This is a genomic window from Arthrobacter gallicola, assembly GCF_014836775.1.
GTDB lineage: Bacteria > Actinomycetota > Actinomycetes > Actinomycetales > Micrococcaceae > Arthrobacter_B > Arthrobacter_B gallicola.
In genome coordinates, this window is the sequence record NZ_JACSQD010000008.1 from 80,688 (window position 1) to 102,767 (window position 22,080).

The following is a 22,080-nucleotide window of genomic DNA, read 5'->3' on the forward strand; positions in this document are numbered from 1 at the left end:
GTCTGGTTTCTGTGTCCAACTATGCCACAGCGCCGTTTGGGCCCATAAACAGCGGGGGCGCGCGCGGTAACACGCACCCCCGCTGTCCGGCACAGCCGGAAGGGTTTAGTGGAAGAAGTGGCGCGAGCCGGTGAAGTACATGGTCACACCGGCAGCGTTCGCAGCGGCGATGACCTCTTCATCACGGACGGAACCGCCCGGCTGGACGACGGCGCGGACACCGGCGTTCAGCAGGATTTCCAGCCCGTCCGCGAACGGGAAGAATGCGTCGGAGGCTGCCACGGCTCCGCGGGCGCGCTCGTCGTCCGCACCGGCCAGCGTGTTGGCGCGCTCAACGGCCAGCTTGCAGGAGTCCACCCGGTTGACCTGGCCCATGCCGACGCCGACGGAAGCGCCGTCGCGGGCCAGCAGGATCGCGTTGGACTTGGCGGCACGGACTGCGGTCCAGGCGAAAACCAGGTCCGCCAGCGTCTTTTCGTCCGCAGCTTCACCGGCGGCCAGCGTCCAGTTGGCGGGGTTGTCGCCTTCGGCTTCCACGGTGTCGGGCTGCTGCATCAGCACACCGCCGGAGACCTGGCGGAACTCCACCGGGTTGCGGCCGTAGCCGTCGGGCAGCGTCAGCAGGCGGATGTTCTTTTTGCGGGTCAGGATTTCCACGGCTTCGGGCTCGAAGTCCGGGGCGATGACCACCTCGGTGAAGATGTCCTTCACGGTCTCGGCCATTCCGGCGGTGACGGTGCGGTTGGCGGCGATCACTCCACCGTAGGCGGAGACCGGATCGCAGGCATGCGCCTTCAGGTGGGCGTTGGCGATCGGGTCCGCGGCGCCGGGCGAAGCCACTGCCACACCGCAGGGGTTGGCATGCTTGACGACGGCGACGGCCGGCTCATCGAAGTCGAACGCGGCGCGCAGGGCGGCATCGGCGTCGACGTAGTTGTTGTAGGACATCGCCTTGCCGTGCAGCTGATCTGCCTGGGCAACGCCGGGCATCGAGTCCTGGTCGGCGTAAAGGGCGGCCGCCTGGTGAGGGTTTTCGCCGTAGCGCAGGACCTCCGAACGCTCCAGTGCCATGCCGGTGTACGCCGGCCAGGTGGCTCCTTCTTCGGAACCGTCGCCGAACTGCGCGGAAGTCCACTTGGCTACTGCCGTGTCATACGCGGCGGTGTGGGCGAACGCCTCAGCGGCCAGCCGGCGTCGTTCATTCAGGTCAAAACCGCCTTCAGCGGCGGCCGTGGTGACGGCTGCGTACTTGGCCGGGTCGACGACGACGGCGACCGAGGGGTGGTTCTTCGCCGCGGCACGGACCATGGAGGGTCCGCCGATGTCGATCTGCTCCACAACATCATCCTGGGCTGCGCCGGACTTGACCGTTTCCACGAACGGGTACAGGTTGACCACGACGAGGTCGAAGGCTTCGATGCCGAGTTCCTCGAGCTGGTCACGGTGGTCCTGGCGGCGGCGGTCGGCGAGGATACCGGCGTGCACGCGCGGGTGCAGGGTCTTGACCCGGCCGTCCAGGCATTCGGCAAAGCCGGTGACCTCTGCGACCTCGGTGACAGGTACGCCGGCTGCAGCGATCTGCTTGGCGGTGGAGCCGGTGGAGACGATGCTGACGCCGGCAGCGGAGAGGCCCTGGGCCAGTTCCGTCAGTCCGGTCTTGTCATAAACCGAGATCAAAGCCCGGCGGATGGGGACACGGTCGAGGGGGGTGTGTTTCACGGAAGGCACTCCAGGTGACGTGGTTTCGGCAGATCGAGCCGCGACCGCCGCGTTTGCGGCCGGGCGGGCACGGGACCAGTTTATGCTCCGTGCGGCGGCGGCCGCCGATCCCGGGTAACAGTCTCCCGGTCTGCGGACTCATTCGAACCGATATCCTTCCTGTGGTGCCATCGCAGATGTCCGGGAGCCTGCCTTCCGGACCGCGGCACGGCAGCAGAAACCACTATCCATGGGCAGGAATCAGGGGCTTAGATGAAGCGGCGCATCAGGATCTTCTCGGTGCTGTCGTGGCTCGTTGCAATGCTGCTCCTTGGCGTGCTTCTCCTGCCCGCCCCCTACGCTGCCTTCTCCACCGCCGCTGCAGCCGTGGGCTGGCAGACAACTCCCCTGGCTCCGCAGCCGCGGCCGTGGGAATCCGGAACCAACGATCCCGTGGTGGATGCGGAGACCTCAGACGGCAGTTACCGATGGTCAGGATCAGACAGTGCACAGCTGAAACTCCCGGACAGTCTTTTGGCCCAGGCCGGCAACGGGGAACCGCTGCCGGCTCTGGTGACAGGAACCTCCGAGGGCCTTCTGCGGCTGGTTCGCCTGCTGGAGGCCTCTTCCGGCGCCACGTACCCCAGCACGATCCTCACCGCAGAGGAGCCGGAGGACGGCCAGACGGCGGGAGCCAGTCCGGAGCCTGCCTTCGTCCTGCTGAACGTCAAGGACAACCGGTTCTACGTCGAGGCCTCCGGCAAATGGACGGTGGAAGTGGAAGTCCCGCGGCTGCAGAATGCGGCCGGCGGAAGCGCGCAGGGCAACGGGTCCGGGATCTTCCGCTACGACGGCGCTGCCGCTTCCGGGCGGTTCGACACCGCCGGCCGCAGCGACCCGCTGCTGTATGTCCTGGCGCACTCCGCTGCCGGGATCGATTTCCTGGGTGTCCCTGACGCGGAGGGGCGGCTGGCCTGGGATGCGGAAGGACCCATCTGGTTTCAGGTCTACGCGACCGGCCCCTGGACTTTCCAGGCCGACCCGACTTTCCCCGCCAACCCGGCTGTCCCGGCCAATCCGACGGACTCCTGATCCGACGGCTCGATTCAACGCCGGGCCCTCCGGGCCCCGGGCTAAAGTAGTGGTGTAGGGGGACAGATGACATTTAGTGAGAATTTTGAGCAGGCCCTGAAGGCCCGTGTTCCTGTGATTTATGTGCAGACGCACGAGGAACACCGGCTGCAGGCGGAAATCATGCGCATCGCCGAAACGCAGCGCACTCCGCGCACAGTCTGGACCTGGAACGCCTCGGCCGGGCTCACCCGCCCGGATGGCAGCAGCCGCGGCGGAACATCGGCACCCGGCCGCGCCCTGGAGGAGGCCCTTGGCACCCAGGAAGCCGCCATTTATCTCTTCTGTGACCTGCATGCTTTTTTCGGCACCGACCAGCGCCCGGCCGACGCCGAGGTGGTCCGGCGGGTCCGCGATGTCGCCGCCGGTTTCCGCACCGGTGAACACCCCCGTGTGCTGGTTGTCACCGGGCCGGTGCTGCGGATCCCGCCCGAGCTGGAGAAGACGCTCACCATCGTCGATTTCCCGCTGCCGGGACGCGCCGAGCTCGCGGCCATGCTGGACGCCATGATCGCGCAGAACGGCGGTCCCATTACGGTTGACCTCAGCCCCGCGGACCATGAAGGCATTGTCCAGGCCGCTCTGGGACTGACCATGGCCGAGGCCGAAAATGCGTTCGCGCGGGCCATGGTCAATGACGGCAGGCTCTGTGCCGGGGACATCCAGACTGTGCTGGAGGAAAAGCGGCAGGCGGTGCGCAAGTCCGGTGTGCTGGACTACGTTGACGCCGGCATCGACCTGGATAAGGTCGGCGGGCTTAACAATCTCAAGAGCTGGCTCTCCCGGCGCCGTGGTTCCTGGCTGGAAGAGGCAGCGGCCTTCGGTTTGCCTGCGCCGCGCGGTGCCCTCATCACGGGGGTCCCCGGATGTGGCAAGTCCCTGACAGCGAAGGCGACGGCGGCTTCCTGGGGGCTGCCGCTGCTGCGCTTCGACATTGGCCGGGTCTTCGCCGGGCTGGTGGGCTCCAGCGAGCAGAACATGCGCAGCGCCCTGGCCACCGCCGAGGCAATCTCCCCCTGTGTGCTGTGGATTGACGAGATCGAGAAAGGTTTCGCCGGCACCTCCTCCGACGGTGACTCCGGAACTGCCGCACGCGTCTTCGCGGCCTTCCTCACCTGGATGCAGGAGAAAAGACATCCGGTGTTCGTGGTGGCCACGGCCAACAACATCGACCGGCTACCGCCAGAGTTCCTGCGCAAGGGCCGGTTCGATGAGATCTTCTTTGTGGACCTTCCCACCGAAGCTGAACGCGAGGCCATCTGGCGGCTGCAGCTTCAAGCCCGGGCCACACGCGCCAACGGGCTGGACGCCGTCGCAGCTGCCCCTCTCGCCCTGGCGCCCCTGATCACCGCCAGCCAGGGCTACTCCGGTGCCGAAATCGAGCAGGCCGTGGTCGCCGCCCTCTACGACGCGTTCGCCGAACACCGCCCGGTCACGGTCCCGGACCTGGAGCGGGCCGTGCTGAACATGATTCCGCTTTCAGTCACCCAGGCGGAGGAGATCAGCCACATCCGCTCCTGGGCACGGCTGCGCGCCGTGGGCGCCACGGCCAGCACCGACCTCGACGACGCGGCGGCACACGGCGTGTCCCTTCCGGTTTCCCCAACTCCTCAGGGACAACCGGTGCCGGACCGCGGCGGACGAACCGTCGATTTCTAAGACCTTTTTTGCTGGTAGCCTGCCTGAAATTCAGGGCAGCTTTCCCCTTTCGCCGGACTTTGCAAGGAGCCAACCGTGGACAACAAGCAGTTGATCGTCAGCGTCCGGCCAGATGGCAGCGTTTTTGCTGATACCCGCAACATTTACGGCGATGAGTGCCTGGACTACATCACTCTCCTCGAGGACCTTCTGGACGCCACAACCGAGTCCAGCAGCTACACCGAGGACCACACCCGCACACCGGTCGACACCGCTGTAGAGGCGCGCAATGAGCATTCGGCTTCCTGACCCGGGGCTTGGGCCCGGGAACGCTTTGTGCGTTGATATCCCGCTTGGTGCAGGCGCGCCGCACAACTCCTCCGCTCCCCCGGCCGTTCCCGCCGGCGTCCTGCGTTATGCCCGTTTCCTCCCCGCCACAGAAGCAGAGGGACCGGGCAAACGGGCTGCACTGTGGTTGCAGGGCTGCTCCATCCGCTGCCCCGGCTGCTTTAATCCCCACCTGTGGAGCAGCCGCGGAGGCAAAGAAGCGGAGACCGCGCGCCAGGCCCAGCTGTTTGTGGAACAGGCGCTTCAGGCCGGGGCGGAGGGCGTGACCCTGCTGGGCGGTGAGCCGTTCGAGCAGGCGGCCGCCGCCGTCGTCGCCTCAGCATTCCAGCAGGCGGGCCTGGGCGTGATGACTTTTACCGGGTACACCTATCCTGACCTGCAGCGCTGGGCACAGGACCGGCCCGATATCTCGGCGCTCCTGGAGGCCACCGATCTGCTTGCGGATGGACCGTACCTTGCCGACCGGCCGGAACGGATCCGCCCCTGGATCGGCTCCACGAACCAGGGCCTGCGGGCCCTCACCGGACGGTACCGGGGCCGGATTCCCGGTGCGGACCACAACCCGGCTGCTTCGCAGGCCCTCCCCGGGGACGGCGTCGACCGGCTGGAAATCCGGGTTGCCCCGGACGGGACGGTCGCCGTCAACGGCTGGGCCGAAACGGCAGCATTGGAGCACCTTCTCGACGGATTGAACCGTCCGGTTCCCGCCCGCAAACCATCCCCAACCGTGCCTTCGGGCGCTGCTGTGAAAGAGGCACCATGAGCGTATCCCTGTTGCTGATTCCTGCGGCTATGGCCGCCCTGCCGGCGGCGTTGTCAGCTGCGGCTGCAGCCGTGGAGAAGGTTGTAAACCCCGCCGATGACACAGCGCATTTCCGGGTGCAGACCCGGATGAAGGACCTTGGCCTGCTGCAGCTGGCCATCAACGATACCGGCGGAACCGTCCGGATGGCCGGTCCTGATCGCATTTCGGCGGCGTGGCAGGAGGACGAGGCCGTTTTCACCCGGGGCGGCGACGGCGTCTGGGCTGTTCACTTCGACGGTCCCGAAGCGAGCCTGGAGCAGGCTGGAACGGTCCTCCGGGAGCTCGATGCTGCGTACGCCCGGCGGGTGCAGGCGGCGGTGGTCCAGCGCCTGAAGGAACGGGCCGGCGGCGCGAATCTCCAGCTGCAGTCCGAGACAGTGGAGGAAGACAGCAGTGTCACCCTGGTTCTGAACGTCCGCGCCTGACATGTCTGCACCGGTTATGTCTGCCGCACCGGCGGATTCGGTCCCCGGCTACCCGGGCTACGGCTGGATGCTGCGGCGCAGTCTCTGGATCCTGGCGCCGATCCTCTCCATGGGCCTGCTCACGGGACCGGTGCTGCTGCTGCTCGGCTGGCGGGCCAAGGCCTCGAACTTGCTCTGGCCCGGTGCCGTCTACACCGGAGCCGCTGCGGTTTCCTTCCTGATGAATGAGGACGCTGGGCCTATCCTGCGGACACTCATCTGGATCCTTGGGACCATGCACTGCCTGATCATGACGCCGGCCTGGCTGCGTGAGAGCTGGTGGGCGGCCCCAGTGCCTGCACCCCGGAAAACCCGGACCGAGTCCGCGCGTGTGTCCGATCAGGGGGCCGGGACACCTCCGGCATCTGGACTCGCGGGGCCACCCGGGAGCCCGGCGGATCTCCTGCTGTCCGACCCCGGAATCCAGGCAGCGGCGTATTACGCCGGGGCTTCGCGTGACGGTGGTTCTGGAGGTGCCGGATCTGGTGCTGGATCTGCCGGAGCGCCGCACCCGGGTGCCGCCGTCGGCGCTCTGCTGCTGAATGTTAACGCCGCATCGGAACGGGATTTACGGCAGTTGCCGGGGATCGGGCGTCAGCGCGCCGCCCAGACGGTCCGCCTGCGTATGCAGGAGGGGCCCTTCCTATCGCTTGAGGATTATGGACAGCGGCTTAATCTTGGACCTCAGGTAACCGACCGGCTGCGCGGCCGGGTACGCTTCGGCGACGGACCCGGCCGGTCCTCGGCCAGCGGATTCGGGCGAAAGGTCGACTACTGATGAGCGCTGCCAGTGCCCGCGAATCCGAGCAGCCCACCCCCGCGTGGAAGATCCGAAACAGCCTTTGGGTGTTTATGTGCGTGGGTACCTTCGGGCTGGCGGCACCGTGGATCATCCTTTATGTAGCTGTTGCTTCCCGGCGCCCGGCATGGATGGCCTTCGGCGCAGGGCTGGCTGCTGCCTCCATTACCTCCATGGTGTGGCTGAGCGGTGCTGCCATCTGGCAGCGGGAAGCTTCCGACTGGCTGCTTATGGCCGTCTGGCTGGGCGGGAGCGCCTTCGCGGCAGGAGCCAACCGGGAATACCTGCGGATCAAATGGGCCGCCCGCAAGGATGTGAATGCTGCCTTCCCCGCTTCCGCGTCGGCTCCGGCCCGGCGTACCAGGGGTGGATCCGCTAAGACCTCCCGCACCGGCACCCCGGCGGGCCGGCAACGGGGTAAGACCCAGGGCTTCGGCAGAGTGAGCACCGAAGCAGCCGCGCACCAGAGTGGACCGGGTCCAGACGGCGCAAGCACGCCGCCTAGGAGCCGCCAGCATGCGCCACAGCCTCAGGCAGGTACCCCTGCGGCGGCCAAACGCGGCGCGTGGCAGGGGGCAAGCAGCGTCCAGGACTCTGTCCCTGGCCCCGGTCCCGGCCCGGCACACAGCCAGACACCACGTGCCCCGGGCGGCCTTGGACCCGTAGCTGCACCTAACGCCGCCCCCGGCTCCGCGCTCAATCGGGAACTGCTGGCGGCCGGGGCAGGTCCTGAACTGGAGCCGGTGGAAGTCAACGGTGCCTCTGCGGAGGCGTTCGCCGCGCTGCCTGGTTTCGACGCCGAGCTGGCGGCCCGTGCGGTGAGTCTGCGGCAGGGCCGACCCTATGTGTCTGTCGAGCAATTTGCCGAAAGACTGGCGCTCCAGCCCCATGTTTTCCTGCGCATCCGGAACCGTCTGTCCTGCCGGGTTGCTTCCGTCCAGCCAGGACTAGGGCGCCGGGTCGATTACTGAGGCGGCCGCCCGAGCCACCCTCCCGGGCCGCATCCCACCTCCCCCAAAAACTCCACCAGGACTCTGCCCGACCGTGCGCCTGGCCCTTCGTCGACCCCTGCACCAGACCTGAGGCGAGCCGAAAAAAGTCATGCTATTTCCGGCGACGGGAGCGAACCTGGGAAATCCGTTGTATGGTTTTACGAGTTTCGACGAATTTGACTATAACTCCTTCCGGAAGGCCACCCATGACCACAACCCATACCCTCCCGGCGGGTGACGAGGTAGTCCAAAACCTGCCCTGGCGCTGGCGGGTCCAGGGCCGGATCTTCATCATCGGGGGCCTGGGGTTTATGTTCGATGCCTGGGACGTGACGCTGAACGGCGTCCTGATCCCCCTGCTCTCCAAGGAATGGGACCTGGTTCCCGCGCAGGCAGCCTGGATCGGAACCGCCAACCTGCTGGGCATGGCGATCGGCGCGTTCCTCTGGGGCTCTATCGCCGATGCGATCGGACGTAAGCGGGCGTTTACCGCCACACTTTTGATCTTCTCGATCTTCACGGTCCTGGGTGCGTTCGCACCCGATATTGCCTGGTTCTGCGTGTTCCGCTTCTTCGCCGGCATCGGCCTCGGCGGCTGTGTACCGGTGGACTATGCGCTGGTCGGCGAGTTCACCCCCAGGAAGCAGCGCGGCCGGGTACTAACCGCAATGGACGGGTGGTGGCCGGTGGGCGCTGCACTTTGCGGTGTCACCTCTGCGGTGATCATGGCAACCGTCGCGGACTGGCGCTGGACCATGCTGATCATGGTTGCGCCCGCACTGCTGGTCTTCTGGGTTCGCCGCTCAGTGCCGGAATCACCCCTCTTCCTCGTCCGCAAGGGGCGCACGGAAGAGGCCAAGGCAGTCATCAATGACCTTATCGAGCGCACCGGCGGCACCCAGACCGAATGGCGGCTTCCCAACCCCGAACCTGCACCAAAGTTCTCACTGAAGACCACGGGCAGCCAGCTGGTGGAACTCTGGCGCACCAATCCGAAGTCAACCGTGACGGCGTGGTCCCTGTTTGTGACCGTCCTGCTGGTCTACTACCTGGCCCTGCAGTGGATGCCGAAAATCCTGGTTGATGCCGGGTTCGCCGAATACAAGGCATTCCTGACGACGTCGGGCATGGCCGCCGTCGGCCTGCTGGGAGTGCTGGCAGCTGCCCTGCTGGTGGAACGGGTGGGCCGCAAGTGGCTGCTCGCAGTCACCGGCCCCGCCGCCGCGGCTTCCCTTGTGGTGGTCGCCCTGGTGGTGGACGTCCCGGCTGCCGCAACAACATGGCTGCTGATCTACGGGTTTGTTGTGCAGGTAGCCATACCGGTGCTGTACACCTACGTTTCCGAGCTGTACCCGACCCGGCTGCGGGCCAGCGGTTTCGGGTGGGCTTCAACGGCATCCCGGGTGGGTGCCGGGTTTGGTCCGCTGCTTTTTGTCTCGGTGCTGTGGCCGTATCTGGGCCTGCCGCTGTCCTTCGCCTTTGCCGGCGTGCTCGTCCTGGCCTCGGTCCTGTGGATGGCCCGCTTCTCGCCCGAGACCCGGGGAACGGCACTGGATTAGCGCTGGTTCCGGCCGGGGATATGTGTCCCCGGCCGGGCTCGCCGCTGGTCAGAAGGCGGTGGTCAGCGCTGAGGAATCGAAGGAATGCCCGCGGTGCTCAGCTGCCGCAGGGTTTCGATCAGGAGCCGGCGCTCCTGGACCTTGATCCGCTCGTGCAGCGACTCTTCAGTGTCGCCGTCGAGCACCTCTACCGCCGCCTGCGCGAGGATCGGGCCGGTGTCCACGCCGGCGTCGGCAATATGCACCGTGCAGCCGGAGACCTTCACACCGTAGGCCAGGGCGTCGCGGACCCCGTGTGCACCTGGGAAAGACGGCAGCAGCGCCGGGTGGGTGTTGATGTAGCGCCCGGCGAAGGTGTTGATGAAGTGCTCGTCCACAATCCGCATAAAGCCGGAGGACAGCACGACGTCGGGCGAATAGGACGCGACCTTCTCCGTCAGGGCGCGGTTCCAGTCGGCGCGGACGGTGTAGTCACGGAAGTTCACCACGAAGGTTTCATAACCTGCCGCGGCGGCGCGCTCGACGCCGTAGGTGTCCGGGCGGTCCGCCCCCACAGCGGCAATGTCAATGTCCAGGTCCCCCGCATCAATGGCGTCAAGGACGGATTGGAGGTTTGAGCCGGTGCCGGAGACCAGTACAACAATTCGCATGTGTCAACCTTAAGTCCAACCGTCGCCTAGGCTTAATCCATGAACAACGACGGCCCTCCACTTAACGCGCGACCGCCGTTTCCTCCGGCTACCCGCAAGCCCGAGCCGACCGAAGCGCAGATCAGGCAAGCCCGTTCCTTCCTGTGGGTGTTTATCGCTTTGCTCGCCGGCATGCTGATCAGTTCCGAGTTGCCGCTGCCGTGGAAGCTGCTTCCACTGGCGCTGGGCCTTGCCGCCCTGGTGGTTGGCATCATGGCGCTGGTCAAGATCATTCGCTGCGGAATGCATCGGATGCTCCGCGTGATTGTTTCCATGGGCCTGGCTGCCACCGCATTTATGACCCTGGGGCTGACCGCCATGGTGGCACTGTGGCCGATGACAGCCAAGTACGAAACCTGCATGCAGTCTGCCCTGACCGTTCAGGCCACGGAGGCCTGCGTGCAGGACTATATGACCTTCGGTGGAATGATCCCCGAACCCTGACCAGCGGGGCGCCGGCCTGACGCTCACCGCGGGCCGGTTACCGGTGCGGGTGCCGACGTCGGGCGGGTGCTTTCGTCTTGCAGGTGCGCTGCATTGCAGAGAAGGACTCGGGAAGGGTGTTTAGACGCGGTCGAGAATGTCGTCGGATGCAGCCGGACGGGGACGCTTTTCGTGTTCCAGCCAGGGACCGGCGGCATAGCCAATGACAGCGCCGACGGCGACTTCCGCAGCCACCCAGATTCCGGTCCAGAGCGGCTCCGGGCCGATCTCCGTGAAGCGCCCAATCCCAAGCGATCCACTGGATATCCACGCAGCCGCCATCGCAAAGAGTCCAGCGACGATTCCGATGATCCCGCCCAGCGCGATGGTCGAGACCGGGGCCGTAAACCAGCGGGCATGGATCTTGATGGCAAGCCACTCATCGAAATGGTTCTCGCCTTCCCGCAGGAACCACCAGCCCGCGAGGACTCCCGCGGCAACCGGGATCAGCAGCGCAGCGTAGGCGAATTCCATCTGCCCGCCGGGGAGCGCCGCCAGCACGGGAAGGGCCGGAAGAGGTCCAACGGTTGTTTCCAGAGGGCTGATTGTGCTGCCGGTGCCTAGGACGAATCCTGCACCGGAGGCCCAGGACAGGGTCCAGCCCACAAAGTTGGGGATCAGGCCCAGCTGGGCCACAGTGAGCACCACTCCGCCGATGATTCCGGCGTCGAGCCGTTCGTAGATGGCAACCATCTGCGCCCAGTTCAGTACGACCGCGGCGACGAGAAGGAGCGCTGATAGCCCCAGCGCCGCACTGATGCCTACAACTCCGGCACGCACTGCCGCCCAGAGATAGGAGCCTGCCCACCGGGAATGCTGGCTGGTCCGGGCGATCCAGTCGGTGAGGTCCACGCCTATCAGCCGTACCCAGGAACCGGCTTCCCGCCGTGCGCCGATGATCAGCCCCAGGCCGGCCGGTATGAGCGGCACCAGGCCACCGGCAACCAGCGAGATGCTCACGTCCTCATTCCCGGAGAAATAAGCTGCAGCCGTTCCAACCAACGCGTACGTTCCAAGTGCGCCCAGCAGTGCCTGCCATAACTGATCGGTGTAGGACGCACGGGCCAGACGGCGTCCCGCGCGCCAGGCGAGGAAGAACGGGATCAGCGTCAGACCAAGCGGGATGAGGGAGAGGAGTCCGCCCGTCTCTTCCGGTCCAACGGTGCCTGCCGGGAACGTCAGGGACAGCGGCACGCCGTGAAGAAGCAGCCAGGCCTGGCCACTCAGGCGGGCGAGGGACGCGTAGTCGCGGTCTGAGAACCCGTTGGCGGCCCAGACTCCTGTCAGCGGCAGGATGACCACCAGGGTAGACAGCACTGCGGCCTGCCCCAGCTCGAACATTCCCTGCAGCCACAGTGGCATGGGTACCACACCCGGCTTCTTCGGGCGTTTAAAGAGTTTCATCGCCTTCTATCGTGCCATTGGGGACCATGCCCGCCCTTCAGGTACGGGGTGTGAGTCGGCGCATAGTGCCCAGCTCAGTAGTGCCGAGGGCAGCTGCCACTGACATTCGAAGGCGGCATCCGGTCTCCGGTCGGTTATGCGTAAAGGTCGAACAATCCCTTGGCCATGGCCGCTGCGGCCCCAATGAAGGCGATAACAATGACACCAAACCGGACATGTTCGTCGCTGATGTGTTTCTGGAGCTGTTCACCCGCATAGATACCGGCCACAATCAGGACGCCGATCAGGATCCACGCCAGGGTGCTGAACGGAGGCATCTGCCCCGGGGCCACTATGAGCTTGACGCCGAGGGTGACGATTCCCATGGTCACGAAAAACGGCTGCAGCGTCGCGGCGAAGGGGCGCTGCGGCCACCGGGCAAGTACCGCGTAAGCGCTGACTGCCGGACCGCCCACACCGGCCACGGCATTCGTAACGCCGGAGGCGAATCCAGCAATCGCCTTGGCCCTGTTACCGGTCACCACCACGGAGTTCCGTGCCAAAACCAATGAAGCCCCAAGTGCAACCAGCACAATTCCGCCCACAATGACGGCCATCGGTGCCGCCGGCAGGTAAACGGCTGCAATTGAGGCAGGAATCGTGCCGATAATCGCCGCCACCGAAAGCCAGCGGTACATACTCCAGTCCACCTCTTTCCAGACCCGGAACATGATCAGAAGGGACGAAATCAATCCGCAGACGTTCACCATCAGGACGCCGCCATGGGCTCCAAGGATGATGACCAGGAAAGGGGAAATGAGCAATGCGAAGCCGAGACCGGCGATTCGCTGGGCCACCGCGCCGATAAAGATCGAGGTCAGCACCACAATGAGGAGTCCGGTAGTCACGCCAAACACACTACGCTGGGCCTATGGTTTCTCCTGCTTCGGCACTCCGGACGGCTGACTGGCGCAGACGCATGTTCGACATATATGACCAGGTTCGACGCGCAGCTGCGGACGATTCGCCGTCGGCGGCCCATGCTTTATGGCGTCACGAACGGGACATAATGTTCGGCACCCACGCCGCCTCGCCCCTGGACGAGGCGGCGAAGGCTCGTTTCACTGGGCTCGCCGTCGCACCCTATGATCCTGCGTTGCGTTTTGAGACGGTGATTGACGACGACGGCGCCGGCCAGCGCCTGGAGGCCGCCACCGGTACGGATGGGACGGTATATTTCGAGCGGCTGGGCACCGTCAGGGTTCCCGGCGTCGGCCGCCTGGCCCTGTGGCGGCTGGCCACGTACGGCGGCGGGCTCTTCCTGCCGGTCCGCGATGCCCTCGCCGGCAAGGACGGCGGGACCTACGGCGGAGGCCGGTATCTGCTCGACACCATTAAGGGCGCGCACCTCGGGTCCGGAGCCGGTGATTCGCTCATCCTGGACTTCAACTTCCTCTATAACCCCTCGTGCGCGTATGACGAGCGCTGGGCGTGTCCCCTGCCCGGACCGGATAACCGGGTGGATGTCCCGCTGATGGCGGGTGAGCTGTATGCCGAGTACTGACCAGGTGGCGTTTGCCGTTGGGCCGGCGAGGGACATCGACACCGCCGCACTGGCTTCGCTGGCTGCCCTGACCTTTCCGCTGGCCTGCCCTCCCGCCGTGACGGAGGAAGAAGCAGCCGAGTTCGCCGGGCGGACCCTGTCCGAGGACGCGTTCGCAGGTTTTGTCGCCGATCCTGCCCGCCGGGTCTTGGTGGCACGGTCTGATCCCGGCCTGGTCGGCTACGCTCTGCTGGTCCTGGAGCCTCCGGCCGATCCGCTGATCGGCGCAGCCTTGGAGGATCTCCCCCAGCCGACGGCGGAAGTCTCCAAGTTCTACACCCATCCGGCGGCCCACGGGCGGGGTGTGGCGTCCGGGTTGATGACTGCTGCACTCGATACCGCGGCGGAAGCTGGAGCGCGCACGGTGTGGCTCGGTGTGAACGGTATGAACCTGCGGGCGCAGGCCTTCTACCGGAAGTCAGGGTTCTGCGTCGTGGGCCGCAAACAGTTCCCGCTGGGACGGCACCTTTTCGACGATCTGGTGTTCGCCCGTTCCCTCACTTTGGAGGGTTGATGTATGCAGACCTTCCTTCCCTATGAGGACTTTGCACGCAGCGCCCGGGTCCTGGATTCGCCGCGGCTGGGCAAGCAGCGCGTTGAGACCCTGCAGATCCTGCGGGCCCTTGTGGTCCCCGACTACGGGTGGCAGAGCCATCCTGCAACACGCATGTGGATGGGATTTGTCCCGGCGCTGACTGCCTACGGACTGGCCATGACCAACGAGTGGGTGGCCCGCGGATTTGCCGACACTGTCCGGGAGCAGCTGCTGGAGTTCGCACCGGAGGCAGCGTCCGGCGTCGTCCCCCGTCCACCGTGGCTTGGCAGCGAGGCTTTTCACGAGGGGCACCGCTCAAATCTACTGGTGAAGGATCCGGAGTTCTACGCGGAGCTGTTTCCCGGGACGCCTGCCGGGCTGCCGTACGTCTGGCCGGAGCCGAAGGTTCCGACCGCTCCCGCCGACCCGGCTGATCCGTGGTTGTGGATTGCCCGTCCGGTCCGGGACCCTGACGGACCGGTCATCGAGCTGCCCATGCTCTCGGCCCGCGGAACTCCGATCACCGGAAAGAAGGGCCGCCAGTTGGAGCGGTTCCTGGATGTGATGAACGACGGCGATGCCGTTGCGCTGCTGGGGCCGGACCGTTCCCGGCTGGAACTGGGCGAGGTTGGCCCGGTTACTTTGACGAATGACACTGCCCGGCGGAACGTCCGATTGACCGGCGCGGCCCTGGAACGATCGGCGTTCGCCTATCCGGCGCTCCTGCAGGACCCGCGGGTGCTGTTCACGGTGCCGGTTCCGGAGGTCGGCGAGAACTAGGGCTACCACCCGACAGCCTCGGCGGTGTCTACGAACCATCCATCGCCCGTATAGGTCCCTTCAATGATGAGACGGAAGGCGTTCAGGTCCCCGGCGGTGACCCCGGTGGACTGGCCGGCACTATCCCGGTGGATGATCACGCGTTGACGGGCTGTCACGATGGCTTGGCGTCGGTTTTCCGGTGTCAGGACGAATGCTGACTCCGTGTTTTCCACGTCGACATATCCACCCTCCAACCAGCCGCCCTCCGCATAGTTACTGGGAATGTCCTCATAGAAGTTCACGCAGACCTTGCAGTTGGGACCGCTAATGGCCCTGATCGGTTCCACGTCACCGGTTTCGTACCCGTAGTTGATCAAATCGAACCAGTACTCAACGAACGACAGGAAACCTTCTACGGTTTCCTGTTTAGCCACCTCGGGAAGTACCGGGAGCACCACGTTGGCAGCCGGACCATCTCCCGATGCCTGACTGTAGGACGGTGTGGGCGCCGGGAGCGCAGCCGGCGAGTCGGACTCTTGGGACGCTTCGGTGGAGCCGCTCGCCGCGGGACGCGAAGCGGACGTGTCCCCGCTTTGGCCAGCTGTGCCGGCCGCAGCCGAGCAGCCGCCTATGAAGATCAGCATCAACGCAAGCACCAAGCTTTGTCCCGCTCGTTGGCCCACCCGTGCTGACTCTTTTTCTTCGCCCACCGTCGTCCCCTTTTATCCGCATCCAGCGATCCGCGATCTGTGTTCCGCTGATGCTACGGGCCATGAGGGAGTGGTTCGACGTTATCCACATGCGTAGTTCCGGTCGATCGGTGAGGGATCAGAGCTGACCATCTGGCAGGTTCAGTGCGACGCGGCCGCCGCCAGGACCCCGTCCGGGGCACGCGTTCTCCGGCGAGTTCAGCAGCCGACACCCGCCGGATTAACCAGGCAGTCATCAGCAACGTTCCGGGACTCCGAACGCCACACGCTAAGCAGCTGAGCCGGCGATGTGACCTGGGCCCGGCCATCGATCGGAACCATCGGGCCGCCGTTGACCGAGTATTCGCCGGAGAAGAACGTCGTCACTGTTACCGGAAAGTCTCCGGTGGACTGGTACGCGTGGCTTGTTGCTGTCTGTTCACCCCAGCGGGATTCCGGCAGCGGACCTCCGGGAACCCTGGCCGGACCGTAAGCCGTTCCGTCCCCGTAGTCGAACGTGTACTCCGTGGGACTGGCGACAATGCGGATCGACTGGCCCAGCAGGCTCATTTCGAAAACCTGCTCCCCCGCTTCGACATACACGTTCGTGTGCGCGCCGATGAGGGTGTGTGGACTGGGCTGCACTGACAGTTGTCCTGGGGCGATCGGACTCTCCTGGAAAGCGGAGAGGACGGCTGCGCGGAGCCGTTCTTCGAAGGCTGAGGGGTCCTCGGAATATATGCAGGACGGCCCCCCTACTTTTTCCCATACAGGTTGAGGATCACCACGGAGCGCTCTTTCCCATTGAACCGCAAACCCATCCGGAGCAGCCTTGCAATCTGGAATAGAGGATAGGCAGGCCGTATCTCCGTTATTTTCATCAAAACAAAGACGCATATAAGCATATACGTACAGACCACCGGCTGAGGGGATTGGAACGCTCGTCCACATATCTGTTGTCGGATCTTGATAGTACTCCGATTGTCCTATAACGGAATCGTCGTTGAATTCAATGACTGTTTCCGGAGGAGCTGCCACAGCGGCAGTTTGACAAAATAAGAGCGACTGAAGTCCGATGATTAGGGCTGCGGAACGTATCAGTTTCCGATCGAGCGGTGTCATTGCCGCATCGTTTCCCCAAAATCGATCCGCCAACCCTCATCCACATAGGTCGCCTCAAGTATCTGTGGAAATGCCTGTCTCCCAGCGTCACCAGTATAATATATTTCACCTGCACTATTTCGGTAATTAGTTTCCTGCTGTCGAATGGAAGTTATAAGTTGACGTCGATCCTCGGCTGTCTTTACGAACTCTGATGTTATCGACAGGACCTCCAGGGATCCTCCCTCTAGCCAACCACCGTCAGAGTAGGCCTCCTCTACGCCTAAGAAAAAATGGTTGCAAATCTTGCAATCTGGACCACTGATCTCTCTGACGTACTCGGTTTGACCGGTTTCAAACCCATAATTCACGAGGTCATACCAATGCCTGGCGAAAGCGATCAGGCCTTCTTTGGACTCGATCTTCGCTTCCTCCGGCATGACCGGGAGCGGGACATTCTCCGCGGGACCCTCAGCTGACGCCGGCTTATATACGGCAGACGGAGACGGAGATGGACTCTGCGATTCCGACGGGGTCGCAGAGGGGCTCGCACTCGGAGTCTCAGCAGCATCCGCATCCGCCTCCCCCGACCCGGAACACCCAGACAGCAACAACGCACCCGCCACGGCAGCAGCAAGCCATCCGCCAGCAGATCGGCGGAACCGGGCACCCGCATCGGCATCAGCACCCGCAACACGACGGCGACGCTCAACGAGACTAAACATGTAAGACCCCCAGGTAAGCCATCAGGACCAGTGCGGTAGATGCTACTCAAACTGCCGCAAAGCATACTGACTTATCCACAGGGCGCCACCGAAATCACCCGCCCAAAAGCAGAAAGTCCGCCTGGCCGCCGGCGTCGTGCACCCGCAGGGACACCCCACCGGCGGAGTCATTTGCCAGGGCCGCAACTTCCTCCACGGACCAGTCGGTGCGGTATCGAAACTGCAGGTCAGCAGCCGCAACGGTATGGGTTGTCCAGTCTGGAGGTGCATTCTCCGGAGCGGCGTCCGGCGCCTGGGACACCGCGCAGGACGGCAGGCAAAGGCTGCCCATTATTCCCGCCGCAATCAGGGTGTTACGGTAGCTCACATCGGCTCCCGGAGGTTTCCGCGTGTTCAGCAACCATGCTACGCAGCCCCGGCAGTGCCACCCATAGCATTCCGCAGTTCTACGCACCCGTTCGGCCTCAACCGGCCCGGTGCATCTGCGGTTGCCCAGTACGCGTGCAGCGTCGCACACACCCACATTTACCTGCCTTGTGCCTGACCCTTTTTGGAGGCTCCCATTACCGATATCTCCGCCGAACACGACGTGTACTTTGGCACTCCTGAAGACGGGAGTGAGCCCGAAGACCTGCAGACCGCATCCCTGGCCGTCATCGAACGGGTGGAGCACCGCCCCAATGTCCAGAAGATCAAGGGCCGCCTGACCCTGATGGACACCGGACTCACCCCGCACCAGGCGATGGTGGAGGACCTGCTGTTCGTCCGCCGTGTGCTGGACGGCGCGGGGATCGACTACCTGCTGGTCCGCGGAAACGACCAGCGCCCGGTCATTGCGATCGACCTCCGGCTCCGCGAAGAGCTCCGCCGCGCACTCGTGGACGCCTGCCGGGATGAACCGTTCTACTCCCGCAGCGTGGACACCGAGAAGTCGCGCACCCTGCTGATCGCAGACGGAGAGCTCTCACCGCACCACAAAAACCGCATCATCAGATTGTTCCGCCCGCGCGGGACCAGCGGCACCAACCTGGTCTTCGGCCCGTCCGCCGGCGTGCAGGTGGAACTCTGGGAGCTCGGCGACACGGAAATCACGCTCCCGGTGGAGAACTCCCTGACCCGGCGCACCCTGCCCGCCTCCGAGGTAATCCGCGGCAGCGTGGACAAGCACGGTCTGACCTGGCCGACCATCGAGAACATGTTTGCCGACCATGCCACGGACATCCGCTTCGACGTGGACCTCGTTTTCTCCTGGGTGGACGGCAGCTCACCGGAATACCTGGCCCGCCGCGCCGCCCTGATGCAGGACGCCGTCGTCGGCGAGGGGGATGACCATGAAGCCCGCTACCGGCAGATCAATGAACTGAAATACGCGCTGCGCTCCGTGTACATGTTCGCGCCCTGGATCCGGCGCATTTTCATCGCCTCGGATTCCCCGCGTCCCGACTGGCTGGCCGACCACCCCTCGGTGACCTTCGTGCCGGCCGCAGAGCATTTCCGCGACCCGTCCGTGCTGCCGACCTTCAACTCACAGGCCGTGGAATCCCAGCTCCAGCACATCCCCGGGCTGTCCGAGCACTTCCTCTACTCCAATGACGACATGTTCTTCGGCCGTCCGGTGGGACCGGACCTGTTCTTCTCTCCGGGCGGCATCACCAAGTTCATCGAAGCGAACACCCGCATCGGGCTGGGCGCCAACGATCCCGAACGCAGCGGCTTCGAGAACGCAGCCCGGGTCAACCGGCACCTGCTCTGGGAGCGGTTCGGCCGCATCACCACCCGGCATCTGGAACACACGGCTGCACCGCTGCGCAAGAGCGTGCTGGTGGAGATGGAAGCCGTCTTCCCCGAAGAATTCGCGGCAACGGCGGCCAGCAGGTTCCGTGCGAAGGACAACATCTCCGTCACGAACTCGCTTTACCACTACTACGCACTGCTGACCGGTCGCGCTGTCACGCAGGAAACCGCCAAGGTGAAGTACGTGGACACCACCTCCTACCGTGGGCTCAAATCCATGGACCGGCTGCTGGAGAAACGCAACAAGGACCTCTTCTGCCTGAACGACGGATCCTTCCCCGAAGTATCCACCGAGGAACGCACCGCCCGGGTGACGGAATTCCTGGAGAAGTACTTCCCCATCAAGGCACCCTGGGAGAACTAGGACACACAGTACGACGGCGGCGGCTGGGCAGGTTCCCGGCCGCCGTTCCTGTGGGCAGGAAGCTCCGCCAGCCGGGCATGATGCAGGGTGTGCAGGATCGGTGGGCAGCGCGGATCAGCATCCCCGGCAAGCTAGGTCAGCATCCCGGGAAAAACTAGGTCAGGAAGCCGCGGAGCAGGCGGGCAGTTCCCTCCAGATGAACGGCAGCGGCGGCTTCAGCCGCATCGGCATCGCCCTTCAGGATGGCTCCGGCAAGTTCGCGGTGCTGGGCCTGCGAATGGTCCAGGTTCCTTTGCAGCAGCGGGATCCGGTCCAGCAGGTCGCTGGTCTGTGCCCGCACGTCGGCGACGGCAGCCACCAGGCGCGGCGAACCGGACAGCTCCGCGACCGCAATATGAAACCGGGCGTCCTTGGGGCGGAAAGTATCCGTGTTCGCCTCATCCACTTCGGCGAGCGCAGCCAGCAGATGGGATCTGGCTGCCGGTGTCAGGGTGGCCTGCGCCGCCAGCCTGGCCGCCGCCGGTTCAACGATGCTCCGGAACAGCAGCACGTCCTCGACATCCTCTGTCCCGCTGCCGAGCGTCTGCACGGCAGGTTCCGGGAGGACCGGAGCCGCGAACGTTCCGCCGTACCGGCCGCGCCGGGACTGCAGGTAGCCCGCTGCCTGGAGTTCCGCGAGCGCGTCTCGGAGGGTCGCCCTGGACACCCCCAGCTGCGCGGCCAGTTCCCGCTCAGGCGGCAAGCGGGTTCCGGCGGCGTAGATACCCAGCTTGAGCCCCTGGAGCAGCCGTTGGATGGTCTCTTCGAAGGCGTTGCCGCGCCGGACGGGCGGCGGCGCCAGCACCCCGGACTCGAACTGCAGCTGTTCCATCCCGCGAGTGTAGCCTCGCCGCCCTGCAATTGACTGGAAACGGGCCAATAAAAAGATTTCAACGGGCTATTGACGAGCACCCTGCCCGGACGTCAGACTAAGCCCCACCTTTCCATGGACTGAAATTAGTCCATTGCGCCGCGGCTGCCGCGGTGATGCTCTTTCCCTGCACGGCACCCGGCCCTCGAAGGAAAAACGGCATGGCTAAATCCCGGGTCGACTACACCAAGGTCGACGCAAGCTACATGAGCCACCGCCAGCTCAAGCGCGGTGCAGCAGGCTGGATCCTGCTCGCCGGCCTGGGCGTGGCCTACGTTATCTCCGGGGACTTCTCCGGCTGGAACCTCGGACTGGCCCAGGGCGGCTGGGGCGGGCTGCTGATCGCCTTTGTGCTGATGGGCATCATGTACACCTGCATGGTGTTCGGCCTGGCAGAACTCTCCTCCACCCTCCCGACGGCGGGAGCCGGCTACGGGTTTGCCCGCAGGGCACTCGGCCCCCTGGGCGGCTTTGCCACGGGAATGGCGGTACTGATCGAGTACGCTGTGGCCCCCGCAGCGATCGCCACCTTCATCGGCGGATACATCGAAGCTCTGGGCCTCTTTGGGCTGACCAACTCCTGGCCCGTTTACCTGGTCACCTATGCCATCTTCATCGGCATCCACATCCGCGGCGTGGGCGAAGCCCTGAAGCTGATGTTCGCCATCACCGCCATCGCGGTCCTGGCACTGGTTGCCACCGTCGTCGGACTGGTCCCCAAATTCGATGCCGCCAACCTCTTCGACATCGTCCCCTCCGACGCGGCCGGGGCCAGCTCCTTCCTGCCCATGGGCATCGCCGGAGCGCTGGCTGCGCTGGTCTACGGCATCTGGTTCTTCCTTGCCATCGAAGGCGTACCACTGGCGGCCGAGGAAACAGCGAACCCCAAGAAGGACATGCCCCGCGGCATCATCGCGGCGATGGCCATGCTTCTGGTCTTCGGCGCCCTGATGCTGGTCCTGGTCCCCGGGGCTGCCGGTGCCGAAGCCATGAGCACCTCCGACAACCCGCTGCCCGAAGCGCTGCGCATCGCCTACGGCGGGAACACGCTGCTGGCGGATTTCGTGAACTATGCCGGACTCGCCGGACTGGTGGCCAGCTTCTTCTCAATCGTCTATGCCTACTCCCGCCAGCTCTTCGCCCTGTCCCGGGCCGGTTATCTTCCCCGCTGGATGTCATTGACCACCCGCTGGCGCACCCCCTACGTGGCGCTGATCGTCCCGGGCACCATCGGCTTCCTGCTCGCGGCCCTGACCCGCGACGGCGGACTGCTGATCAACATCGCGGTCTTCGGCGCCACGGTCTCCTACGTGCTGCTGAACCTTTCGCACATCGTCCTGCGGCGCCGCGAGCCCAACCTGCCGCGTGGATACCGTACGCCGGGCGGGGCCGTGACCACCGGCGTCGCGCTGGTCCTGGCGGTGGTGGCGGTGATCGCCACCTTTGTGGTGGATGTCCTGGCTGCCTCCATCACCGCTGGCATTTTCGTCGCAGCCCTGGCCTACTTCTGGTTCTACAGCCGGCACCACCTGGTGGCCAGCGCACCGGAAGAAGAGTTCGCCCAGATCAGCGAAGCAGAAAAGGAAATCCGCTAGCACCGGCACTACA

The 22,080-nt window shown here is 65.0% G+C and carries 23 protein-coding genes; 14 read left to right on the plus strand and 9 right to left on the minus strand.

Annotated features, from left to right (window positions below):
- Positions 1 to 105: 105 nt before the first annotated feature.
- Positions 106 to 1,719 carry a bifunctional phosphoribosylaminoimidazolecarboxamide formyltransferase/IMP cyclohydrolase gene (purH, locus tag H9639_RS15695; protein ID WP_191809013.1) on the minus strand — a complete coding sequence of 538 codons (1,614 nt, stop codon included), beginning with the start codon at positions 1,717 to 1,719 and terminating at the stop codon, positions 106 to 108.
- Positions 1,720 to 1,971: 252 nt separating this feature from the next.
- Here purH and H9639_RS15700 point away from each other — a divergent pair, with 252 nt between their 5' ends.
- The 8 genes from H9639_RS15700 to H9639_RS15735 all read left to right on the plus strand — a co-directional run bounded on the left by H9639_RS15700 (position 1,972) and on the right by H9639_RS15735 (position 9,434).
- Entirely contained in the window at positions 1,972 to 2,790 is an 819-nt protein-coding gene (locus H9639_RS15700; protein ID WP_191809014.1) for a hypothetical protein, read from the plus strand.
- 66 nt (positions 2,791 to 2,856) lie between these two features.
- The gene (locus H9639_RS15705; protein ID WP_191809015.1) at positions 2,857 to 4,488 is read left to right on the plus strand and encodes an AAA family ATPase; all 1,632 of its coding nucleotides are present in this window, start codon (positions 2,857 to 2,859) and stop codon (positions 4,486 to 4,488) included.
- Between the two features lie 75 nt (positions 4,489 to 4,563).
- Positions 4,564 to 4,776 (plus strand): DUF2997 domain-containing protein, encoded by a 213-nt coding sequence (locus H9639_RS15710; protein ID WP_191809016.1) that lies wholly within the window; start codon positions 4,564 to 4,566, stop codon positions 4,774 to 4,776.
- Positions 4,757 to 5,578, plus strand: coding sequence for a 4Fe-4S single cluster domain-containing protein (locus H9639_RS15715; RefSeq protein ID WP_191809017.1), 822 nt, complete (start codon positions 4,757 to 4,759; stop codon positions 5,576 to 5,578). Before H9639_RS15710 ends, H9639_RS15715 begins: the two co-directional genes overlap by 20 nt.
- Complete coding sequence (locus H9639_RS15720) at positions 5,575 to 6,045, plus strand: hypothetical protein (RefSeq protein WP_191809018.1); 471 nt, start codon at positions 5,575 to 5,577, stop codon at positions 6,043 to 6,045. The genes H9639_RS15715 and H9639_RS15720 overlap by 4 nt, the downstream gene beginning before the upstream one ends.
- A 16-nt stretch (positions 6,046 to 6,061) precedes the next feature.
- Positions 6,062 to 6,862 carry a ComEA family DNA-binding protein gene (locus H9639_RS15725; protein ID WP_191809019.1) on the plus strand — a complete coding sequence of 267 codons (801 nt, stop codon included), beginning with the start codon at positions 6,062 to 6,064 and terminating at the stop codon, positions 6,860 to 6,862.
- Positions 6,862 to 7,854 carry a ComEA family DNA-binding protein gene (locus H9639_RS15730; protein WP_191809020.1) on the plus strand — a complete coding sequence of 331 codons (993 nt, stop codon included), beginning with the start codon at positions 6,862 to 6,864 and terminating at the stop codon, positions 7,852 to 7,854. The genes H9639_RS15725 and H9639_RS15730 overlap by 1 nt, the downstream gene beginning before the upstream one ends.
- 227 nt (positions 7,855 to 8,081) lie before the next feature.
- Entirely contained in the window at positions 8,082 to 9,434 is a 1,353-nt protein-coding gene (locus H9639_RS15735) for an MFS transporter (RefSeq protein WP_191809021.1), read from the plus strand.
- A 62-nt stretch (positions 9,435 to 9,496) separates the two neighbouring features.
- Here H9639_RS15735 and purN read toward each other — a convergent pair whose 3' ends face one another.
- Entirely contained in the window at positions 9,497 to 10,084 is a 588-nt protein-coding gene (gene purN, locus H9639_RS15740) for a phosphoribosylglycinamide formyltransferase (RefSeq protein WP_191809022.1), read from the minus strand.
- A gap of 39 nt (positions 10,085 to 10,123) precedes the next feature.
- Between purN and H9639_RS15745 the strand changes: the two genes are divergently transcribed.
- A complete protein-coding gene (locus H9639_RS15745) occupies positions 10,124 to 10,567 on the plus strand; it encodes a hypothetical protein (RefSeq protein ID WP_191809023.1) in 444 nt (147 codons plus the stop codon).
- A gap of 120 nt (positions 10,568 to 10,687) precedes the next feature.
- Here the strand turns inward: H9639_RS15745 and H9639_RS15750 are convergent, their stop codons facing one another.
- Both H9639_RS15750 and H9639_RS15755 read right to left on the minus strand, forming a co-directional pair.
- Positions 10,688 to 12,010 carry a cell division protein PerM gene (locus tag H9639_RS15750; protein ID WP_191809024.1) on the minus strand — a complete coding sequence of 441 codons (1,323 nt, stop codon included), beginning with the start codon at positions 12,008 to 12,010 and terminating at the stop codon, positions 10,688 to 10,690.
- A gap of 134 nt (positions 12,011 to 12,144) precedes the next feature.
- Entirely contained in the window at positions 12,145 to 12,897 is a 753-nt protein-coding gene (locus H9639_RS15755) for a TSUP family transporter (RefSeq protein WP_191809025.1), read from the minus strand.
- 23 nt (positions 12,898 to 12,920) lie between these two features.
- Between H9639_RS15755 and H9639_RS15760 the strand changes: the two genes are divergently transcribed.
- From H9639_RS15760 to H9639_RS15770, 3 genes are read left to right on the plus strand one after another with little or no spacing between them, the layout of a single operon-like run.
- Complete coding sequence (locus tag H9639_RS15760) at positions 12,921 to 13,553, plus strand: DUF1684 domain-containing protein (protein ID WP_191809026.1); 633 nt, start codon at positions 12,921 to 12,923, stop codon at positions 13,551 to 13,553.
- On the plus strand, positions 13,540 to 14,106 hold the full coding sequence (locus H9639_RS15765; protein ID WP_191809027.1) for a GNAT family N-acetyltransferase: 567 nt from the start codon (positions 13,540 to 13,542) through the stop codon (positions 14,104 to 14,106). The genes H9639_RS15760 and H9639_RS15765 overlap by 14 nt, the downstream gene beginning before the upstream one ends.
- 3 nt (positions 14,107 to 14,109) lie before the next feature.
- Positions 14,110 to 14,907 (plus strand): MSMEG_6728 family protein, encoded by a 798-nt coding sequence (locus tag H9639_RS15770; protein WP_191809028.1) that lies wholly within the window; start codon positions 14,110 to 14,112, stop codon positions 14,905 to 14,907.
- Positions 14,908 to 14,909: 2 nt separating this feature from the next.
- On the opposite strand, the gene H9639_RS15775 is transcribed toward H9639_RS15770, so the two are convergent.
- The 4 genes from H9639_RS15775 to H9639_RS15785 all read right to left on the minus strand — a co-directional run bounded on the left by H9639_RS15775 (position 14,910) and on the right by H9639_RS15785 (position 17,771).
- Positions 14,910 to 15,533, minus strand: a complete 624-nt coding sequence (locus tag H9639_RS15775) for a DUF6318 family protein (RefSeq protein ID WP_191809029.1) — start codon at positions 15,531 to 15,533, stop codon at positions 14,910 to 14,912.
- Positions 15,534 to 15,797: 264 nt separating this feature from the next.
- Complete coding sequence (locus H9639_RS15780; protein ID WP_191809030.1) at positions 15,798 to 16,223, minus strand: hypothetical protein; 426 nt, start codon at positions 16,221 to 16,223, stop codon at positions 15,798 to 15,800.
- Positions 16,224 to 16,696: 473 nt separating this feature from the next.
- Positions 16,697 to 17,404, minus strand: coding sequence for a DUF6318 family protein (locus tag H9639_RS17310; RefSeq protein WP_225219692.1), 708 nt, complete (start codon positions 17,402 to 17,404; stop codon positions 16,697 to 16,699).
- A 94-nt stretch (positions 17,405 to 17,498) separates the two neighbouring features.
- On the minus strand, positions 17,499 to 17,771 hold the full coding sequence (locus H9639_RS15785; protein ID WP_191809031.1) for a hypothetical protein: 273 nt from the start codon (positions 17,769 to 17,771) through the stop codon (positions 17,499 to 17,501).
- Between the two features lie 345 nt (positions 17,772 to 18,116).
- Between H9639_RS15785 and H9639_RS15790 the strand changes: the two genes are divergently transcribed.
- Positions 18,117 to 19,562 (plus strand): stealth family protein, encoded by a 1,446-nt coding sequence (locus tag H9639_RS15790; protein ID WP_191809131.1) that lies wholly within the window; start codon positions 18,117 to 18,119, stop codon positions 19,560 to 19,562.
- A gap of 154 nt (positions 19,563 to 19,716) precedes the next feature.
- On the opposite strand, the gene H9639_RS15795 is transcribed toward H9639_RS15790, so the two are convergent.
- A complete protein-coding gene (locus tag H9639_RS15795) occupies positions 19,717 to 20,433 on the minus strand; it encodes a FadR/GntR family transcriptional regulator (RefSeq protein WP_191809032.1) in 717 nt (238 codons plus the stop codon).
- A gap of 200 nt (positions 20,434 to 20,633) precedes the next feature.
- Between H9639_RS15795 and eat the strand changes: the two genes are divergently transcribed.
- Complete coding sequence (eat, locus tag H9639_RS15800; protein WP_191809033.1) at positions 20,634 to 22,067, plus strand: ethanolamine permease; 1,434 nt, start codon at positions 20,634 to 20,636, stop codon at positions 22,065 to 22,067.
- Positions 22,068 to 22,080: the final 13 nt, after the last annotated feature.

Coding starts and splice junctions, on each gene's coding strand:
- H9639_RS15700 (WP_191809014.1), top strand. CDS start 1,972: ATGAAGCGGCGCATCAGGATCTTCTCGGTGCTGTCGTGGCTCGTTGCA.
- H9639_RS15705 (WP_191809015.1), top strand. CDS start 2,857: ATGACATTTAGTGAGAATTTTGAGCAGGCCCTGAAGGCCCGTGTTCCT.
- H9639_RS15715 (WP_191809017.1), top strand. CDS start 4,757: ATGAGCATTCGGCTTCCTGACCCGGGGCTTGGGCCCGGGAACGCTTTG.
- H9639_RS15720 (WP_191809018.1), top strand. CDS start 5,575: ATGAGCGTATCCCTGTTGCTGATTCCTGCGGCTATGGCCGCCCTGCCG.
- H9639_RS15725 (WP_191809019.1), top strand. CDS start 6,062: ATGTCTGCCGCACCGGCGGATTCGGTCCCCGGCTACCCGGGCTACGGC.
- H9639_RS15730 (WP_191809020.1), top strand. CDS start 6,862: ATGAGCGCTGCCAGTGCCCGCGAATCCGAGCAGCCCACCCCCGCGTGG.
- H9639_RS15735 (WP_191809021.1), top strand. CDS start 8,082: ATGACCACAACCCATACCCTCCCGGCGGGTGACGAGGTAGTCCAAAAC.
- purN (WP_191809022.1), bottom strand. CDS start 10,084: ATGCGAATTGTTGTACTGGTCTCCGGCACCGGCTCAAACCTCCAATCC.
- H9639_RS15745 (WP_191809023.1), top strand. CDS start 10,124: ATGAACAACGACGGCCCTCCACTTAACGCGCGACCGCCGTTTCCTCCG.
- H9639_RS15750 (WP_191809024.1), bottom strand. CDS start 12,010: ATGAAACTCTTTAAACGCCCGAAGAAGCCGGGTGTGGTACCCATGCCA.
- H9639_RS15760 (WP_191809026.1), top strand. CDS start 12,921: ATGGTTTCTCCTGCTTCGGCACTCCGGACGGCTGACTGGCGCAGACGC.
- H9639_RS15765 (WP_191809027.1), top strand. CDS start 13,540: ATGCCGAGTACTGACCAGGTGGCGTTTGCCGTTGGGCCGGCGAGGGAC.
- H9639_RS15770 (WP_191809028.1), top strand. CDS start 14,110: ATGCAGACCTTCCTTCCCTATGAGGACTTTGCACGCAGCGCCCGGGTC.
- H9639_RS15775 (WP_191809029.1), bottom strand. CDS start 15,533: ATGCTGATCTTCATAGGCGGCTGCTCGGCTGCGGCCGGCACAGCTGGC.
- H9639_RS17310 (WP_225219692.1), bottom strand. CDS start 17,404: ATGTTTAGTCTCGTTGAGCGTCGCCGTCGTGTTGCGGGTGCTGATGCC.
- H9639_RS15790 (WP_191809131.1), top strand. CDS start 18,117: ATGGACACCGGACTCACCCCGCACCAGGCGATGGTGGAGGACCTGCTG.
- H9639_RS15795 (WP_191809032.1), bottom strand. CDS start 20,433: ATGGAACAGCTGCAGTTCGAGTCCGGGGTGCTGGCGCCGCCGCCCGTC.
- eat (WP_191809033.1), top strand. CDS start 20,634: ATGGCTAAATCCCGGGTCGACTACACCAAGGTCGACGCAAGCTACATG.